This window comes from Brevibacillus sp. MS2.2 (assembly GCF_013284345.1).
GTDB classification, from domain to species: Bacteria; Bacillota; Bacilli; order Brevibacillales; family Brevibacillaceae; genus Brevibacillus; species Brevibacillus brevis_C.
Window position 1 is genome coordinate 53,302 of record NZ_JABSUZ010000032.1, and the last position, 17,900, is coordinate 71,201.

The following is a 17,900-nucleotide window of genomic DNA, read 5'->3' on the forward strand; positions in this document are numbered from 1 at the left end:
CTGTGTTCAGGTCTTAGTTCGCCGCTGTTCCATTTTTCGGGTAAATAAATCTTTCATGATTCCTTAATGGAGATCGAAAGGGAAATTTACATCATTCATTTATAGTGGGAACGGTAATACATACTGTAAGGAGTGAAGCAAATGATGAAGAAAAAAGTGATGGTAGCAACTGCCGCCCTTATGATGTGTGTAGCATCAGTCGCCTCTGCCGCCGGGAATCCGCACTGGTCAAAAACCTCTCCAAAAGAGTTTGATCTGCAAGCTCATCGCGGCGGACTTGGACTCACAGTAGAATCCACATTGGCGTCGTTCTCCCACGCCCTTGAATTAGGTGTGAGCACGCTTGAGCTCGACGTGCAAATCACGGAGGACAAGCAGGCAGTTATTACGCATGACCGCAAAATTTCGGGTGCCAAGTGCCGAGATACAAGCCCACTTTTCGCTGGCGATCCTGAGTATCCGTACGTTGGCAAGTATATAAAGGACCTGACTCTCGACCAAGTTCGCACGCTGGACTGTGGCACACAGACATTGCCGCAATACCCCGGGCAGCGTCCAAGCCCAGGCGCCAGGATGCCGCTGTTAAGCGATGTATTTGACCTCGTCAAGGACTACAAGGCCAATCATGTATGGATGAATATCGAGACGAAGGTAGAGGCGGGAGCACCGGAGCAAACTGCTCCACGCGAAGATTTCGTACAGATTGTCGCTCGCGAAGTCCGCGATGCCGGTATGCTTGATCGGGTATCGATCCAAAGCTTTGACTGGGGGGCGCTTATGCGCATGAAAGAGGTTGAACCGCGCTTGCCGATTGTGGCACTGACGAACGGTGCGCAATTCTTGCAGCCAGGTCAACCGGGAGCTTCACCGTGGTTGGGTGGAATCGACATTGACGACTTTGGAGGAGACCTCGTGGCGGCCGCCCACTCGTTCGGTGCAGACGCCATTTCCCCTGTGCATGGCTCTCCACAAAACGGCAAAGTCACCGACGAGAATTACGTGCCCTATGTCACGAAGAAAATGGTAGAGGACGCACACAAGGTCGGGATGAAGGTGATTCCGTGGACGATCAATGACGCACCTACGATGAACAAGCTGATCGACGATGGCGTAGACGGGATCATTACGGATTACCCGGACCGTCTGCGTGAGGTCATGGAGCAGCGTGGGTTGAACCAACCGAAGAGCTACAAGACTCCCAAAAAAGAGAAGTAATAAGAAGACCAGTCCATGAGGGCTGGTCTTTTCTGGCATTCAGGGGACATAGCCATTTCCAGGATATTTGACAACAGGCCATTTATCCTTGCGCAAGGCATCTAGTAATTCAGGACCTACACACAAGTTGGAAGCGACGAGTTCATGCGGGGTGAGGGCCATCCATTGATTCAGCGAAACATCGACAAAGCGGTCGCTCTTGAACATCTCAAAAAACCACACCGTTTCCGTCCCGGTATTCTGGATATAATGCCCTGTTGCAAAAGGAACGTAACCGACATCACCTGCCTGGTAGTCAAAGGTTCGGGCGTTTCCGTTTCCGGTAAAAACGGTCATCCGCGCTTGGCCTGAAATGTAATATTGCCACTCATCGTTATTGGGATGCCAATGCAGCTCTCTCATGGCACCGGGATGTAGCTCTACGAGTGCTGCCGCTATTGTTTTGGAGATCGGAAAGTTGCGGGAATCGACGATGCGCACACTTCCTCCAGGTGTAATGAGGGGACGTTGGGCGAGTAAACGATGGGAAAAAGGGAGGGGGACGGTTCCGTACGGAGATTCCACTTCATCTGCTTCGATAGAACCCGGAACCTCGTCCTGATAAATGTACACCTGCTTGCCAGGAATGTCGGCAAAGGCTGGTTCAGGCACACCAAAATTTGCGGAAAGCACATCTGTTGGCGTATGAGCAAACCAATCGGAGATCGATAGCGTATTCAGATCAGAAAAATGCCCATCGTCGAAAACGAGTAAAAACTCACAGCCATCCTCAAGTCCCTGAATCGAGTGGGGGATGCCGGGAGGGAAATACCACAGATCGCCTTTTCCGATATCCGCGATAAAATTGCGTCCGCGTTGGTCAACGGACGTAATTCGTGCACGTCCGAGCAGCATGTAAGCCCATTCCGCCTGCTGATGCCAGTGTAGCTCGCGAACCCCGCCTGGCGTCAGGCTCATGTTTACACCCGCAAGTGTAGTGGCGATTGGCAGCTCGCGAATGGTGACTTCCCGGGACCAACCGCCATGATTTAACGTCATGAAGGCATCTGAAAAGGAAAACTTCAGATTGGGCAGCAAGCCCGCATCTGTGACGGGAGGAGCTAGCATATTCGGATTTTGCCGATCACGCATGACGTTCCGTGGGCCGAGATCGACCCATCCGGTCCCGTCTCTCCTCATCGGCTGGGGAATTTGATTCCCCTTGTCTGGCGGATTCATTTGGGCAACCTCCTTTATCCTTGGACAGGCATAGGTATTGTCGTACTTCATCCACTAATCATGCCTATGCATCGGCTTGCCCGTTATGCAAACATTCAAGCCGTACTATCGTTTTTATGGGTGATTTTGTATAATTTCAGGAGTGATTGACAAATTAACAATAGTAGGATGGGTATAAAGATGACGAAGATTCCAAACGAGCAATGGCTAGCACGCTATGAACAAAAAAAACCGATGTTAGAGCCCCTTGTTGATTTACACACCTATTTCACATCAACGGAGATCAGTGGGAAACCAATCAACTTACTTTCTTTGGGAGAAATCACGATTCCCACTGGAGATATCATCGTTCGTGATCCGCTTGTGTATCTGGAGAGAAGTAGTGCCCCGTATTTTCGAAAAGTCCCTACAGGAACCTTCCCATTAACCGTTTGTGTGGTAACCGTTGAAGAAGACCATTACCGGTATGCAGCTGCTAAGGTAGAGTTTACAGATAAAACTCCCCAAAAATTTACGGAAGCCCTCATTGGAAACGAGGATCTCGAAAATCTTGGGGAAGGTGAATATTTTGGCTTTAATGTGGATGCGGGCCTTGCTACTGTGGTAGATGTCAAAACGAGGGATGCTTATCTGGATTTTTATGATAGCTGGAAAAAAGACAATCCAGAGGGCAATATTTATGATGATTATTTTGCTGGTGTTTTTGCACAAAGCTACAAAGACCATCCCCAATACCAAAGAAGCGCTGGAGACTATATAAACTGGACGATACCAGGCACCGATTTATCGATTCCGATGATTCAGACGGGATTTGGAGACGGAGCCTATCCTGTCTATTTTGGGTTGGATGAAAACGACCAAATATGCCAGTTGGTCATTCAGTTTATTCACATTGAACTTGCTTTTGGTGAGGATGACGGCGAAGACGAAAGCTGGTAGGAAAGCCTATCACCAATTATTTTTGGAAGAGGTGCCTCGCTTATCTTTCTTTGGAAAGAGAAAATAGCTGGCTGTAAACAACAGATCAATCCCCAGAACAACGGTCCATAGCCGGAGAATATGCCATAATGAAGCAGTTCGCTCCGCATCATCGATAAAGTAGATGGTCCCCGCTAAGAGAGCCGCCCCGATTACATAGGAGTAGAGATGTCTAAACCAGCTTTTGGCGTAATGCTTGGCATACTCCATGCCATATAACTTGGGCTTAGGCGTACCTTGCTTGGTGACGTATTGCTGAAATTTTTCATCCGCCCATTGAATCATGCTTTTCCCAAACGCAAGCGATACCCCGATATAAACGGCAGCCAGCGCATGAGGAATCGTAGCGGTAGCTCCACGATACAAGTCCACGCTCGTAACGACGAGCAAAACTACATCAACAACAGGCGTCAGGGCGAGAAGAAAAAGCCCGGCCTTTTTTTGTTTGAGCACATACCTTGTGAAAAGGCCAAGTACAATGACCACCCAAAATGCGATTTCGCATGCGACAATCATCCATGCAACAAAATTCACTAGTATAGGTCCCCTTTTCGGAAGTTTCTTCTCCTGTATGAGAAGTTTTTGTAATACAACCGTACTAACAAAAGGAATCTTATCATCAAACTTAAAGTAATACAACTGTATTGTTAAAGTTGCTTGTCCCTTGAAAATCTTGTTAAAATACAACTATGCCAAAAATAATCGATCATGAGAAAAGAAGAGAACAAATAGCAGAAGCAACGTGGCGTGTCATTGTCGAGCAAGGAATGGAGGGAGCAACGGTAAGGGGCATAGCAAAAGAAGCAGGACTTTCATTAGGTGCTTTGCGACATTACTTCGCAACACAGGATGAACTGCTGATGTATGCCATGCAGCTCGTAAAAGAGAGGGCGATCGCTCGAATTGCTGAAATCCACGCGAATGAAGAATGGGCGCCAAAAGAGAAAATCACCAAAATCTTTCTGGAGCTTCTTCCTACGAATCAAGAAAAGATGGTCGAAATGGAAGTGTGGTTTGCTTTTACGGTGTACTTCCGGCACAAGAAAGAAGGCTTTGATGCACAGCACGACGGGATCTATGCCGGTGTCCGCAAGCTGTTGGACTCTGCTGATCAACTGAATCTATTACGCAAAGAGATCGACAATGAGATGGAAGCAGAGAAGCTCTATGCCGTCATCGATGGACTGGCGCTGCATGCCTATCTCGAACCGCAGCGTGTCGATGGGGAACGGATTACGAAAGTGTTGGAGCATCATCTTGCATCCTTGTTTCATTAACGGACATTTACACTTCTTTTACGAAAAAGAGGGTCCATTCTTTATACAAGATAAGAAACACATACAAATACTCTCATAAAGAAAAGCAATCGGATCAAGGAAAGGTTGATCTGATTGCTTTTTTTCGTCGTGTGCGCTGGTTTACAAAGACCACAATGCGCTTTGATACGCAGTTAACAATGCTGGATTACGATGAGTGTACAAACATTTTTGAACAAAAATGAGTTTGTTGGTGTGTATAAGAAAAAATAACAATTGTCCAATAAAGATTGAATGATGAAGGGGTTTTCAACATGTCGAGTATTATGCTGAAGTCATTGTCCAAGCAATATACCAACGATAAATACACCCTGGACGATATCAGTCTGGAAATCAAAGACAAAGAGTTCCTGGTGTTATTGGGACCGTCCGGATGTGGAAAATCTACACTGCTCAGAATGATTGCCGGGATTGAAGAGATCACCCAAGGCGATGTGTACATTGGTGATGTTTGCGTCAATGAAGTGGAGCCAAAGGATCGAGGAGTTGCGATGGTTTTTCAAAACTATGCCCTTTATCCACATATGACCGTATACGAAAACATGGCATACGGCCTGAAAATAAAAAAGATCAAAAAAGCAGAGCGAGAAAAGCGCATCAAGGCAGCAGCGGATATTTTGCAAATTGATCATTTGTTGAAACGGTTCCCCAGTCAATTGTCTGGTGGGCAAAAACAGAGGGTAGCCATCGGGCGAGCGATCGTAAAGGAGCCAAAGGTCTTTTTGATGGACGAGCCTTTGTCCAATCTGGATGCCAAGCTGCGAAATGAAATGAGAATGGAGATCAAAAAGCTGCATGAGCGCCTGGATTCGACGTTCATTTACGTGACGCATGATCAGGTGGAGGCGGTTACCTTAGGGGATCGAATCGCGATTATGGCAGAAGGGAAGTTCCGACAAATCGGAACGCCGATGGAAATCATCGATTGCCCAGTGGATATGTTCGTTGCCAATTTCATCAGCTCACCGCCCATTAATTATATGGAAGCGAGTCTGATTCAGCGAGATAGCGGGGTCTATGTGGAGGTAGACGGGGTGCTGCTGGAAACCAATCTCCCGCTCGACGTGATGGAACAAGCTCCTGAGATTGTCGCGGGAGTCAGACCAGAGCATTGCTTTCTCACCGAAAACAGCGACGAGGCACTCGCCATGGAGGTACTGTTCACGGAAATTATCGGAACGGATGTGCTGATCCATTTGAAGTATAACGGGAGCAATTTCATCGTGAAAAAAAGCTTTACCCAGACGTATGCAAAGGGTCAAAAGGTGAACGTAGGGATTAATTCCGCTCATGTCCATGTATTTGACAAGCACACGCAAAAGAACCTGAGGTGCCGCCCATGAATGTACTCATCTCGTTAGACGGCATCAGTTATCAAAGCTTTGAACCTTACGCGCGGCACTGGATAGAAAATGATTACTCCTTTTGTAAAAAACTGATCACGACGTTTCCCTCGGTTACATTTACCGCACATGCGGCAGCGATGACCGGGAGCCAGCCGGGTAAGCATGGTGTCTTTGATAATATCGTAGCTCGTCCGGAAATGCTGGAAAGAGTGGCGTTGTATGGCGACCACGAGATTCTTTGCAACGAAGCACTTCATAAGCAGACGATTTTTCATTCGTTGGCGAGACAGGCAGGAACGAGCTGCTGCATTCATTGGCCCATGACGTCCGGAAATCCGTATATACACCATTTGATTACGGAATCGGGCAGCAAAAAAAAGCTAAAGTCAAAGGTTTCAGTTGAGGAAATCGACGATGTCGCACGGCGTGAAACGATGCGGGCGATCAAAACGGAAACCTATGATTTTATCGCGGCAAGGTTCGTCGGTTATGATGCGCTGTCTCACCAATATGGGAAAGACTCGACGGAGGCAATGCGGTGCCTAAAGGAACTGCTTACGTATCTCGATCAAATTGAGCAAACGTTGAAAAAGACACAAAAACCATTCAACCTGATCATTTTCTCAGATCATGGGCAAAGCGATATTCACTCGTTTTTTTACCCGAATGAGATTTTGGCCAAAAGCCAGTGGAAGCAGCATTTTCGAAACAAACAAATTAAATTCGTCGGGGACGGCAGCGGGGCGTTGTTGTTTTATAGCTCGTTAGACCATCAGCAAAACAAAGAAATCATGGCGTTTTTTGAACAGATGCCAGAAGTGAACCAATTTTATGAGGTGGCAGAGGACACTCCTTCAACGTGCAGGCCCTTCGGCATCCTCGATTTGAAGCATACGGTATGCGGTGAAGATATTGCGTTTCCCGAACAACCGAAATACAAGGAGATGAAAAGCCTGCACGGGTATCATCCCGCCAATGTCGATGAGATGAATGGATTTCTCTTGTGCTTTGGGGATGCCTTTACGAAAAGCAAAGTGATTGAAGAAACAAACATCGAAAACATTGCCCCCACACTGGCGCAGTTGTTCCAAATTGCTCATCCATGTGATGGGCAACCGATCAAAGACATCTTCAAGGAGTACGAGTAAATGGGCAGACCAATCAGCAAAACGATCAAGGATAACGCGTGGTCGCTTGGGTTACTTTTGCCGACACTGATTCCGTTAGTTATTTTTTGGATCTACCCCATGATCAAAACGTTCCAGATCAGTTTTACCGACTGGAACTATATTTCACCTGATTATGACTACGTTGGGCTGGAAAACTACCAAAACTTGATGAGCGATGCTTTCTTCGGGAAGGTGCTGCTGAACACCTTGGTGTTTACCTTTTTTACAGTCGTTCCGCCGATCCTGTTCGGGCTGTTCGTGGCGATCCGGTTAAACAAAATACAGAAGTTTCGCCATTTCTTTGTGGCGAGTGCCTTTTCATCGTGGATCACGCCAACTGTGGTCGTGTCCATGGTATGGGTCAGCATATTCGATGCCGATTCGGGGATTGTCAATTATGTCCTGAAAGGTTTCGGTATGGAGCCAGTGAAGTGGCTGGGTGGACAAACGACAGCGATGATTGTCGTCATGATCGTCACCATCTGGCAGTACATGGGGCTGGGAATCTTGCTGCTTTCCTCTGCTCTCGCGAAATTGGACCCGGAAGTAGAGAAAGCGAATGTTTTGGATGGAGGGAGAGGATTACGAAAATTATTCAGAATCACCTTGCCTGCGATCTCACCGATTCTTGTTTTTCTGTTCGTCTTTTTTACGCTGAATTCTCTCAAAGCCTATGATCAGATTTACATTTTGACGCAAGGCGGGCCTTCAGGTGCGACTTCGACCATCTTGTACTACTTCTACGTGCTCGCTTTTGAATATTTTGAGACGGGACCAGCTTCAGCGTTGGCGATGATTTTCTTAGGTATGTGTCTCTTGATCAGCGCATTGAATTTCTTCTTGTCCAAACTACTGTTTACCAAATGAGGTGGGAGCTGTGTCCTTGGCAAAATTAAAAACAGGCATAAATTATGCAATGTTCATTTTGTTAAGCGTACTGATGGTGTTTCCGTTTCTCTGGATGTTCTTGATTTCGATCAAGTCCAAAAGCGAGGTGTACAGCGGGAGCCTGCTGCCTTCTACCTTTCATTTTGAGAATTACATCCGCGTATTCACGGAAACGAAGATGCTGCTTTATTTGTGGAACAGCATTTCTGTCAGCCTGATCATCATTGTTTTTCAAATTTTCACCGCGATTTTTGCGGCGTATGTCTTCGCGACGGCGCAGAAAAGATGGGTTCGGTACTGTTTCGTGCTTATTTTGGCGACGTACATGCTTCCATCAGCAGTAACGTATATTCCATCCTTTATTTTGCTGTCCAAAGCGAATTTGCTGGATACGCACTTCGGTTATATTCTCAGCGAGCTCATCAGCATCTTTGCGATCTTTTTCCTGCGGCAATCGTTTGCGCAGGTGCCAAAGGATGTGGTGCATGCTGCCAAGCTGGATGGGGCGGGGCATCTACGACTCATTTTCACCGTGTATATCCCGTATTGCAAAAACGCGATTGCTTCGCTGGTGTTGATCACGTTTATTTACAGCTACAACAACTATATGTGGCCCTCGCTCTTGATCAAGTCGGAGGAAAACATGTTCGTCACGATTGGTTTGCGGCGGTTGTTTATGAGTCAGGCGGGCTACGGGATGGACTTCCCACTGGCGATGGCAGCGTGTGCGATTTCACTGGCGCCTATGCTGATCCTGCTCGCAATTGCCAGCAAAAGAATTATTCATTCCATGGCTAATCTGTATGTCAACAAATAGACCAAGACCGCTATGTACTGGGAGGAGTCATTGTGAAAAATCGGAAGCGAAACACCAAGGGCGTCATTCTTTCCATCCTGAGTTCTGCGCTTATTTTTACCGGAGCCGTTGGTTGTTCGAACAACGCCGCATCTGACAGCAACACAAATGCAGCATCCAGCCCGAACGAGAAAATCAAGCTGGAGTTCTACTACGGTCTCGGCGGCAAGCTCGGGGAGACGATGCAAAAAATCGTGCAGGACTTTAACAGCAGCAACGAAAAATACGAGGTCGTTCCGATTGTCCAAGGTGACTACAGCGAGACGTTGCAGGCACTCCAGGCATCGCTGGCAGCAGGCAAGCCCCCGGCCCTGGCGATCAATGCGTATCCGGAATTTATGAAGCTGGCGAAAAGCGAGGCATTGCTGCCGTTGGATGAGCAGATTAATCAGCCGGAGTATAAAAAGGACGATGTTCTGCTGCTAGAGCAAGGAAAGTACAACGATGCAATACTGGGTGTTCCTGCCTATGTCAGCACACAAATGATGTACTACCGCAAAGATATTTTTGACAAATACAAGATTGACTACAATGCACTCACGAGCTTCGAGCAATTGGCGGATGCAGCCAAGCTCATCAAAGAAAAAGAAGGAATCAACGGCTGGTCCATCATGTGGTACACGGAGCATATGATCGACTACGCCCGTTCTGCTGGCGGCGATATCGTGAGCGAAGACGGCAAGACTGTCACGATCGACTCGAAGGAATGGGTGTATGCGTGGGACAGCATTCGCAAGTACATTCATGAGGACAAAATCATGGATACCGTCTATGGCGGCAATGGCTGGGAATGGTGGTACAAAACCATCGACAACGTGATGAACGGAAAATCCGCAGGTTACACAGGCTCTTCCGGTGACGGGGGCGATCTGGATTTCACCAAGGTAGCAACCGGTATGCAAAAAGGCTTCAATGGACAACCACCTAGACCTGTAGCCATTTCGGTCATGTTCAACCTGTTCAAAGCATCCTCCAAAGAACAGCAAGAGGGCGCGTGGGAATTCGTGAAGTACTTCTCGGAAGCAGAAAAAACAGCGTACTGGGCCGTACAAACAGGCTACATTCCCATTCGGGACAGCGCCGTGAACACAGAAATATACCAGAACAAATTGAAAGAAAATCCGTACTTCTCGGTACCTTTGGAACAGGCGAAAACGAATGGAATTGCTCCTTTTGTAGACCCGACAGGCGGCAAAATTTATGCAGAAATTGAGTTGGCGAAAGACAAGGTGCTGATCGAAAACATTCCTGCCGCAGAAGCGCTCAAAGTGGCGAAGGAAAAGGCACAAAAAGAACTCGACAAAGCACTGAATCAATAAAACATAGCGAACAGGAGAGATGGAAAAATGAAAAACGGTATCGCATTGGCTGTATTTGATCTGGCAGGAACGTTGGTAGAGGACGATAACGCAGTGAGAGATTGTCTGCATAAAGCGGCTGTGGAATACGGATTAAACGTGACACCAGATGAAATCAGCACGCACATGGGAACGAACAAGATTCATCTCTATCAATATTTGATTGCGAGAACAAAAGGAAACATCATCGACTTCAAAAACTTTGAAATCGATATCGACAGCTCGACGCATGAGGAAGCGGTTAAGCTGTATGAGCGATACACCGAATACATGATTGCGTTCTATCAGGAAAATTGCCGAGAAATCGAAGGCGCAACCGAAACGCTGAAATGGTGCCAAGAGAATGGCATCAAGGTAGCGACTGGGACAGGGTTCCACAAAGAGATCAACAGCGTCATCATGGAGTCGCTCGGTTGGGTGAAGGATGGCTTGATCGATTACGCAGTAGACCTGGATATGGTACCAGAAGGCAAAGGACGCCCGGCACCGTTCATGATTTTCAAGGCGATGGAATATTTGAACGTCCAAAACGTCAGACAAGTCATCAAGCTCGGCGATACACCAGCAGATATGCTGGAAGGCTACAACGCAGGCTGCAAAGCGGTCATTGGCGTGATGCAAGGCTCGACGCCAATCGAGGTATGGGGCAAGTACTATCATACGCATGTGCTCGACACCGTAAAAGAGTTGCCAGAGCTGATTCTGTCCGGGAAAATCGTATGATCTACCCAGTGGAGAAGATGGCGAGTATCGGTATAGTCTTGCCTAAGCTGTTTCCTTTTTCACAAAGCAGACCAGAACAAATGCTTCCGAGTCTCCTTGCGATCCTGGAAGACCCATTCTTTACAGCGGTAGAAGTCTCCTATATCGCGGACAAAGAGACAAGGGAACAAGCGGCAAAGTATATGGCGTACAGCGGAGTCGAGGTTATTTTCAACGGCGGGGATGCAGCCAGAGAATTGCAGATTGATCTCAGCTCCTTGGACCCGGCCGTTCGCAACAAGTCTATCCAATCAGGCAAAATGCTGATCGACCACTGCTATGAAATGAACGCGAAAATCATGCATATCGTGACGGGCAAATTCGAAGGCGAGGAAAACAAGCCGAAAAACATCCAGGCGTTTATTGCTTCGGGCATGGAGCTGTGCAAGTACGCAAAAGAAAAAGCCGATACGTACGAGCTGTGCATTTCCTTGGAGATCGGGGATCGGCATGTCGACCGCAACTATTTGCTCGGACCTACTCATGAGGCGGTGCATGTAGCAAACGTGATCCGCAGCGAGTACGACAATTTTGGCCTCTTGCTGGATCAAAGCCATCTGCCGATTATGGGTGAAGACCCGCACAAATCCTTGTGGCTGGCCAAAGATTATTTGACACACATTCATCTCGGAAACTGTTACTTGAAAGACAGACAAGCCAGCTATTTCGGGGATAAGCACCTTCCGTTTCACGTCAAGGATTCGGAGGTTGGCATGAACGAACTGACGACGTTCATCACGACGCTCAATGACATTCATTTTTTCAAGAGCCCAAAACCGACCAGAAAGCCAGTCATGACCTTTGAGGTGGGGCGCTTTGAAAATGAATCGCCAATGCTGGTAATCGCCAATGTAAAACGCGCTTTTTACGAAGCATGGGCCAATGCATAAACGAAAAGACTGGGGCTGTGGCAGAAGTGAATGTATTGATTACAGGATATTTTACCGATTACTCCAAGCAACGCGTGACACAAGCGTTTCCGCAGGATTGGCGCATACAGATCGTGGAGCCCGAGCAGATCGAGTTATTTATCAGTGAAGCAAATGTATTGATTCCCGAGCATATCCAAGTAAACGAAGATTTGCTGAACAAAGCGCACAACTTGAAGTTTGTCCAGACGGGTGCGGGCTTTGACAACGTGGATATTGAGGCATGCACGAGGAAAAACATTTGGGTGAGCAACGCGGCTGGCGTGAATGCAAACGCAGTAGCCGAGCATATTATGGCGCTGATTCTGGGGTATTACAAAAACATCTCCTTTCTCGATCAATCGATGAAAAATCGGGAGGATGAGACCAAGCTCATCTACGTCGGTGGCGAGCTCGCAGGAAAAACCATCGGTACCATCGGCTTTGGCGCCATTGGCTCTCGCGTAGCGGAGCTGGCAAAAGCCTTCCGGATGAAGGTACTGGCGTACGACACTAACCCAAACAGACAGAGCGATGATGCCGCAATGGTTGATCTGGACACGCTAATTGCCAAGTCTGACGTGATCACCCTGAACATTTTTCTGAACGAATCCACAAGACATTTAGTGGACAAGCAGTTTTTAGCTAAAATGAAAAACGATGCACTTCTTGTCAATACAGCGAGAGGGCCGATCATTTGTGAAGAGGACTTGATCGAAGCACTGAAAAACAATGTGATTGGCGGAGCGTGCCTTGATGTGTTCACAGTGGAGCCTCTCAGCGTGGACAGTGAACTGCGTGCTTTGAAAAATGTCGTGCTGACGCCGCATACAGCAGGCATGCCTGACGGAACCAAATTCCACGAGAAAAGATACCAATTTTTTGTGGAAAACATACAGCGAATCCAACGAAATCAAACGCCGCATAGTCATTTAAATCAGCTTTCCTAAACAAAAAGCCGGGATCAGTCAGCCATCAGAGACTGGTCCCGGTTCGTTTTCATGCTCCCGAATCTTGGAATTTTGCACTGTAATTCGCTTTACGCTGAATGCGATGGGTAATCACCTCCAATTAATATTATAGATGTTGAAAAAGCTATCCGCTTTAGCTCGTCCACAACTTGAGTTCAAAGTATGGATCATTATTCATGTTTACATACCGAACGTCCATTCGTAAAATGGTAGCAAGAAGGTGACGAAGATGAATGTGAAAAAAAATATCGCAGCCATATTGGATCACATAAAAACAGAGGAACGATTTCGCGATAACATTGCGCATTGGAAGGTCATTCCTGCTCGTGAAGCAAAGTCCGTTCCATTCCCAGATGAACTGGACGGACGAATTCGAGATGCCCTGACGAATAGAGGCATTCCTTCCTTATACACGCATCAAGAAACGTCTTTTCGCCATGTGCGCGAAGGCAAACACATCGTCGCGGTTACGCCAACGGCTTCAGGCAAAAGCATGTGCTATCATTTGCCGATCCTCCAGACGTTATCGGAAGACACGCAGGCTCGGGCTCTTTACTTGTTTCCAACCAAGGCCTTGGCGCAGGATCAAAAGGCGGAGCTGCACGAGCTGATTACGGAAATGGGCCTTTCGATCAAATCCGAAACATACGATGGTGATACGCCTGCAAATATCCGGCAGATGGTACGCAAAGCAGGAAATATCGTCATCACCAACCCAGACATGCTGCACTCCGCCATTTTGCCCCATCACACTAAGTGGGTGTCCTTTTTCGAGCATCTCAAATACATCGTGATTGACGAGCTACATACATATCGTGGCGTTTTTGGCAGTCATGTCGCCAATGTCATTCGGCGGTTGAAGCGCATTTGCGCCTTTTATGGGAGCCACCCGCAATTTATTTGCACATCGGCTACCATCGCCAATCCAAAGCAATTGGCGGAAGCCCTGACAGAAGAAGAGGTAGAGCTGGTCAACAACAATGGTGCTCCGTCTGGCATCAAGCATTTCCTTTTCTACAATCCGCCTGTGGTCAACAAGCAGCTCAATATTAGACGCAGTGCCACATTGGAGGCGCGGGACATTACTGAGCAGTTTTTGATCAATGGCATACAGACAATTCTGTTTGCGAGAAGTCGTGTACGTGTAGAGATTTTGCTGACCTACTTACAGGAGCTGATTCGCCGCAAGCTTGGACCGAAAACGATCCAAGGGTATCGCGGAGGCTATTTGCCGAGCCAGCGCAGAGAGATCGAACGCGGCTTGCGTAATGGCGACATTATGGGGGTGGTCAGCACCAATGCGCTGGAGCTCGGAGTAGATATCGGGCAGCTTCAGGCGTGTGTCATTACTGGCTATCCGGGCTCGGTCGCAAGCACATGGCAGCAGGCAGGTCGGGCGGGAAGGCGGCAGGGGGAATCCGTCGTCGTCATGGTCGGCAGCTCCACGCCGTTGGATCAGTATGTGATCGCCAATCCGGAGTACTTTTTCGACCGCAGTCCTGAGACAGCGCGGATCAATCCCGATAACCTGATCATTTTGGTGGATCATCTCAAATGTGCGGCATACGAGCTGCCGTTTCGTGAGGGAGATACCTTCGGACGTGCGGAAATCGTGGAAATTCTGGAGTTCTTGACCGAGGAGCAGGTGCTTCATTACTCGCGGGGCAAGTGGTTCTGGATGAACGATTCATTCCCGGCCCACAACATCAGTCTGCGGTCAGCTTCGCAGGAAAATGTCGTGATCATCGACATTAGTGAGCGGGGAAATGAGCGTGTCATCGGGGAAATGGACCGTTTCAGCTCCATGACGCTCTTGCATGACGAGGCGATCTACCTGCATCAAGGGACGCAATTCCAGGTGGAAAAGCTGGACTACGAGGAAAAGAAGGCGTATGTCCGGGAAGTGCAGGTCGATTATTACACGGACGCCAACTTGGCCGTCTCGCTCAAAGTATTGGAGCAGGATCAGTCCCGTCGTCATGCACAGAGCACGTTGGCTTATGGTGAAGTGGCTGTGAATGCGATGGCGACGATCTTTAAGAAAATCAAGTTCGAAACGCATGAAAACATCGGCTCGGGACCGATTCATTTGCCAGAAGAAGAGCTGCATACAAATGCGGCGTGGATTGGTTTTTCTGAAGCACTGCTCGGCGAAATTGGGACAGAGGATGTGGAACGTGGCTTGGTTGGTTTGGCGCATGTGTTGCAGCACGTAGCTCCGCTGTTTGTCATGTGCGACCCGATGGACCTGCACGTGATACCGCAACGAAAGGCCGTTCATTCGCAAGAGCCGACGATTTTTCTGTACGACCGTTATCCGGGAGGCATCGGCTTGAGCGAGCAGGTGTATAAGGAAATGGAGACGATTTTGACGCAGGCAGAGCGGATGATTGTCTCTTGCCCATGTGAGTCAGGCTGTCCGTCTTGTGTGGGAGCGACAGATGACGGCAGCAAAGGGCTTGCCATGACCTTGCTGCGAATCGCTCAAGGGGGAAGTACTTATGTCTCTTAAATCCAAGCTGCAACGGATGAAGGGACATCTCTCGCTGGAAACGGACAAAGCGGTAGCGCCAGCAGTCAAACCGGAAACGCCCATTCACCAGAAAGAGCCGGAGGAAGAGTCAAGGGCGGATTTACCAGCGGATAGTAGCGCCGAGCTACAGATACCTTTTGCCGACAAGTGGAAGCAAATGCAGGCATCGCCCTACATCTGGGATGACGAGTACGTCATGATTCGCGAGGTTCGCTATCCGATCGATCAGCAGCATGGCGCTTACGCCTTTTCCGAGTTGTATGAGGCGATTCGTATGTGGGAAGCGGCTGGTCGAGAGCATCCGCTGTCCGCTGCGGGCAGGAAGCCAGAAGACTTGCTGTTTTTCGATACGGAGACGACAGGGCTGTCAGGCGGGGCAGGCAATGCGATTTTTCTTTTGGGGTACAGTCGTTTCGAGGGGGAGCATGTCGTGGTGCGCCAGCATTTTCTCCCGGGCCCGCATGCAGAGGTGACCTTGTACCAATCGTTTTTGGAGCAAGCACAGAAGTCCTCGCATCTGGTGACCTTTAATGGAAAGTCCTTTGACTGGCCGCAGGTGCGGACGAGGCATACGCTGGTGCGCGATCAAGTGCCTGCTCTGCCTACCTTTGGTCATTTTGACCTTTTGCACGGGGCGAGGAGACTGTGGAAGGCGGAGCTGGAATCATGCCGATTGGGTATCATCGAGCAGGAAAAGCTGGATGTTTTTCGCGAGGATGATTTGCCCGGCTATTTGGCACCGGTGCGGTATTTCGACTTTTTGCATGACCAAGACCCTGATGTCATCGAAGGCGTGCTGCGGCATAACGAGACGGACGTCCTGTCTCTGATCACGATGTACATTCACATAACACGGCTATTGGTAGGGCACGGAAGTATAACGGTATCTCTCGAGGAAAGCTACGAAATTGCCAGATGGTACGACGCGCTTGGGGATCAGGAAGCCGCTATGGCAGGCTATCGTCTCGTCGCAGACAGTGAGCATGCGTGGAGTAACCGGGCCAAGCTCGCCATCGGTCATCTGTATAAAAAGCAAAAAGATTGGCACCAAGCCCTAACCGTTTGGGAGTCGTGCATCCAGTCCACCGGATATGTCCCGGAAGAGGTGTATATTGAGGCTGCCAAGCTGTACGAGCACCAGTTGAAGGATTGGGGGAAGGCTTTGCACTATACGAAGCAAGCGTATGAGCAGTGGAAGAAGCGAGGGAGTCTGTTGCGAAACAGGGCCAAGGCAGATGCTGAGGCATATCACAAGCGGATAGATCGGTTGGAAGCAAAGCTTCGCGGGAATGAAGCGGAAGAAGAGAGTCTGTTGTCCGGATTTTTGGAGTGGGCGGATGAGCAAGAGTGATGAGGGATCGAAGAAGTCTGAAGACCGAATCATCTGAGGGGGATTGGGATGAGGCGCATTGTCTTGTTTCTGATGGTATCTCTGCTTCTTGGCGGTTGCTCTGCGAATGACGACTGGGTGCATACGTTTACGGGGGAGAGCGACAATTGGATCGTGGTCATGGAGATTAGACCGATTGAAAGTGAACACACAAAGGTTGCCTACCCCTTTTATTTGACGAAGAAAGTAGAGAATCAAGTAACGAAGCTTTATGCCGAAGCCGATTTAGTCAACGGGAGTAGGGCTAGCAACCTCAATCCAATTGATCTGGAAGAGATCAACAAAAAGCAGCAGCTACTGCTTTTTCAGGAGTACCCTAATCTCCTCTCACCTGATTTTCCCGGAAAAGATACGCCGAAAGAACAGCTCGAATACTACTTCGCAGATTTGAAAATGAATATAAAATGGACAGACGAACGGGGAGAGCATCAAGAACAAATCAGGCTAAAATTGAAATCAGCCCCCTGATGTAACAAGGGAGGATGAAAAATGCACGCACATTCCTTTTTTCTTAGCAGTCTCTACGTTTTTACTGGGGATATCGTCCGGTCAGGAAAAACGGAAGACATAGTCAGGCTATCCACGTTAGTAAATCATTGGCCAAAACTGCAAAATCAGAGCAACTGAAAAACTGGCTCGAACGTTCTAAGCACCTGATCAAGCACCCAAACGAATATGATTACGACTATTGGGGACCGGGGTCCAAGTGCGTCTATTAACGAAAACGGGTTGTACCAGCGAAGCTGAGGAAAGTTACACAATCACAACGGATAGTTGCGAATATCTGTTGTGATTATTTATTTTTCCGTATCCTCTACACGCACTCAAACCCTATTTCCAGTTATTTCATTTGATAAAGTAAACAACGCATGTTATATTAGTAATCCGCCTTTCAAAAAGAGCGGAACAAAATGAAACACTTCAAATATTACCTGTTGATTTTTAATAATGTACATGGTATATTGTGAATCTAGCGATTTTAGTGCTAGTGA

The 17,900-nt window shown here is 48.1% G+C and carries 16 protein-coding genes; 14 read left to right on the forward strand and 2 right to left on the reverse strand.

Translation table 11 applies throughout. From position 1 onward, the window contains the following. Window positions 1-141: 141 nt before the first annotated feature. A complete protein-coding gene (locus HP568_RS23335; protein WP_048034779.1) occupies window positions 142-1,215 on the forward strand; it encodes a glycerophosphodiester phosphodiesterase in 1,074 nt (357 codons plus the stop codon). Between the two features lie 39 nt (window positions 1,216-1,254). On the opposite strand, the gene HP568_RS23340 is transcribed toward HP568_RS23335, so the two are convergent. Next, window positions 1,255-2,433 carry an oxalate decarboxylase family bicupin gene (locus HP568_RS23340; protein WP_173630364.1) on the reverse strand — a complete coding sequence of 393 codons (1,179 nt, stop codon included), beginning with the start codon at window positions 2,431-2,433 and terminating at the stop codon, window positions 1,255-1,257. A gap of 180 nt (window positions 2,434-2,613) precedes the next feature. Here HP568_RS23340 and HP568_RS23345 point away from each other — a divergent pair, with 180 nt between their 5' ends. Next, window positions 2,614-3,372 (forward strand): DUF4241 domain-containing protein, encoded by a 759-nt coding sequence (locus HP568_RS23345; RefSeq protein ID WP_173630365.1) that lies wholly within the window; start codon window positions 2,614-2,616, stop codon window positions 3,370-3,372. Between the two features lie 9 nt (window positions 3,373-3,381). Here HP568_RS23345 and HP568_RS23350 read toward each other — a convergent pair whose 3' ends face one another. Further along, window positions 3,382-3,945, reverse strand: coding sequence for a YEATS domain-containing protein (locus HP568_RS23350; RefSeq protein ID WP_048034776.1), 564 nt, complete (start codon window positions 3,943-3,945; stop codon window positions 3,382-3,384). Window positions 3,946-4,100: 155 nt separating this feature from the next. Here HP568_RS23350 and HP568_RS23355 point away from each other — a divergent pair, with 155 nt between their 5' ends. The 12 genes from HP568_RS23355 to HP568_RS23410 all read left to right on the forward strand — a co-directional run bounded on the left by HP568_RS23355 (window position 4,101) and on the right by HP568_RS23410 (window position 17,376). Continuing rightward, window positions 4,101-4,688 carry a TetR/AcrR family transcriptional regulator gene (locus HP568_RS23355; RefSeq protein ID WP_048034775.1) on the forward strand — a complete coding sequence of 196 codons (588 nt, stop codon included), beginning with the start codon at window positions 4,101-4,103 and terminating at the stop codon, window positions 4,686-4,688. Window positions 4,689-4,981: 293 nt separating this feature from the next. After that, the gene (locus HP568_RS23360; protein WP_048034774.1) at window positions 4,982-6,070 is read left to right on the forward strand and encodes an ABC transporter ATP-binding protein; all 1,089 of its coding nucleotides are present in this window, start codon (window positions 4,982-4,984) and stop codon (window positions 6,068-6,070) included. Further along, window positions 6,067-7,221, forward strand: coding sequence for an alkaline phosphatase family protein (locus HP568_RS23365; protein ID WP_173630366.1), 1,155 nt, complete (start codon window positions 6,067-6,069; stop codon window positions 7,219-7,221). The genes HP568_RS23360 and HP568_RS23365 overlap by 4 nt, the downstream gene beginning before the upstream one ends. Then, window positions 7,222-8,109: a carbohydrate ABC transporter permease gene (locus HP568_RS23370; protein WP_048034772.1), complete on the forward strand. Its 888-nt coding sequence runs from the start codon at window positions 7,222-7,224 to the stop codon at window positions 8,107-8,109. It abuts the gene before it with no gap. A 10-nt stretch (window positions 8,110-8,119) separates the two neighbouring features. After that, window positions 8,120-8,947 carry a carbohydrate ABC transporter permease gene (locus tag HP568_RS23375; protein ID WP_048034771.1) on the forward strand — a complete coding sequence of 276 codons (828 nt, stop codon included), beginning with the start codon at window positions 8,120-8,122 and terminating at the stop codon, window positions 8,945-8,947. A gap of 32 nt (window positions 8,948-8,979) precedes the next feature. Next, window positions 8,980-10,305: an ABC transporter substrate-binding protein gene (locus HP568_RS23380; RefSeq protein ID WP_173630367.1), complete on the forward strand. Its 1,326-nt coding sequence runs from the start codon at window positions 8,980-8,982 to the stop codon at window positions 10,303-10,305. 27 nt (window positions 10,306-10,332) lie between these two features. Continuing rightward, complete coding sequence (locus HP568_RS23385; RefSeq protein ID WP_173630368.1) at window positions 10,333-11,067, forward strand: HAD hydrolase-like protein; 735 nt, start codon at window positions 10,333-10,335, stop codon at window positions 11,065-11,067. Then, window positions 11,064-11,996 (forward strand): sugar phosphate isomerase/epimerase family protein, encoded by a 933-nt coding sequence (locus HP568_RS23390; protein WP_173630369.1) that lies wholly within the window; start codon window positions 11,064-11,066, stop codon window positions 11,994-11,996. The genes HP568_RS23385 and HP568_RS23390 overlap by 4 nt, the downstream gene beginning before the upstream one ends. Then, a complete protein-coding gene (locus tag HP568_RS23395; protein ID WP_173630370.1) occupies window positions 11,981-12,964 on the forward strand; it encodes an NAD(P)-dependent oxidoreductase in 984 nt (327 codons plus the stop codon). The genes HP568_RS23390 and HP568_RS23395 overlap by 16 nt, the downstream gene beginning before the upstream one ends. Window positions 12,965-13,214: 250 nt before the next feature. Continuing rightward, window positions 13,215-15,497: a DEAD/DEAH box helicase gene (locus tag HP568_RS23400; protein WP_056495675.1), complete on the forward strand. Its 2,283-nt coding sequence runs from the start codon at window positions 13,215-13,217 to the stop codon at window positions 15,495-15,497. Then, the gene (locus tag HP568_RS23405; RefSeq protein ID WP_173630371.1) at window positions 15,487-16,869 is read left to right on the forward strand and encodes a ribonuclease H-like domain-containing protein; all 1,383 of its coding nucleotides are present in this window, start codon (window positions 15,487-15,489) and stop codon (window positions 16,867-16,869) included. Before HP568_RS23400 ends, HP568_RS23405 begins: the two co-directional genes overlap by 11 nt. Before the next feature lie 48 nt (window positions 16,870-16,917). Further along, window positions 16,918-17,376 (forward strand): hypothetical protein, encoded by a 459-nt coding sequence (locus HP568_RS23410; protein ID WP_173630372.1) that lies wholly within the window; start codon window positions 16,918-16,920, stop codon window positions 17,374-17,376. Window positions 17,377-17,900: the final 524 nt, after the last annotated feature.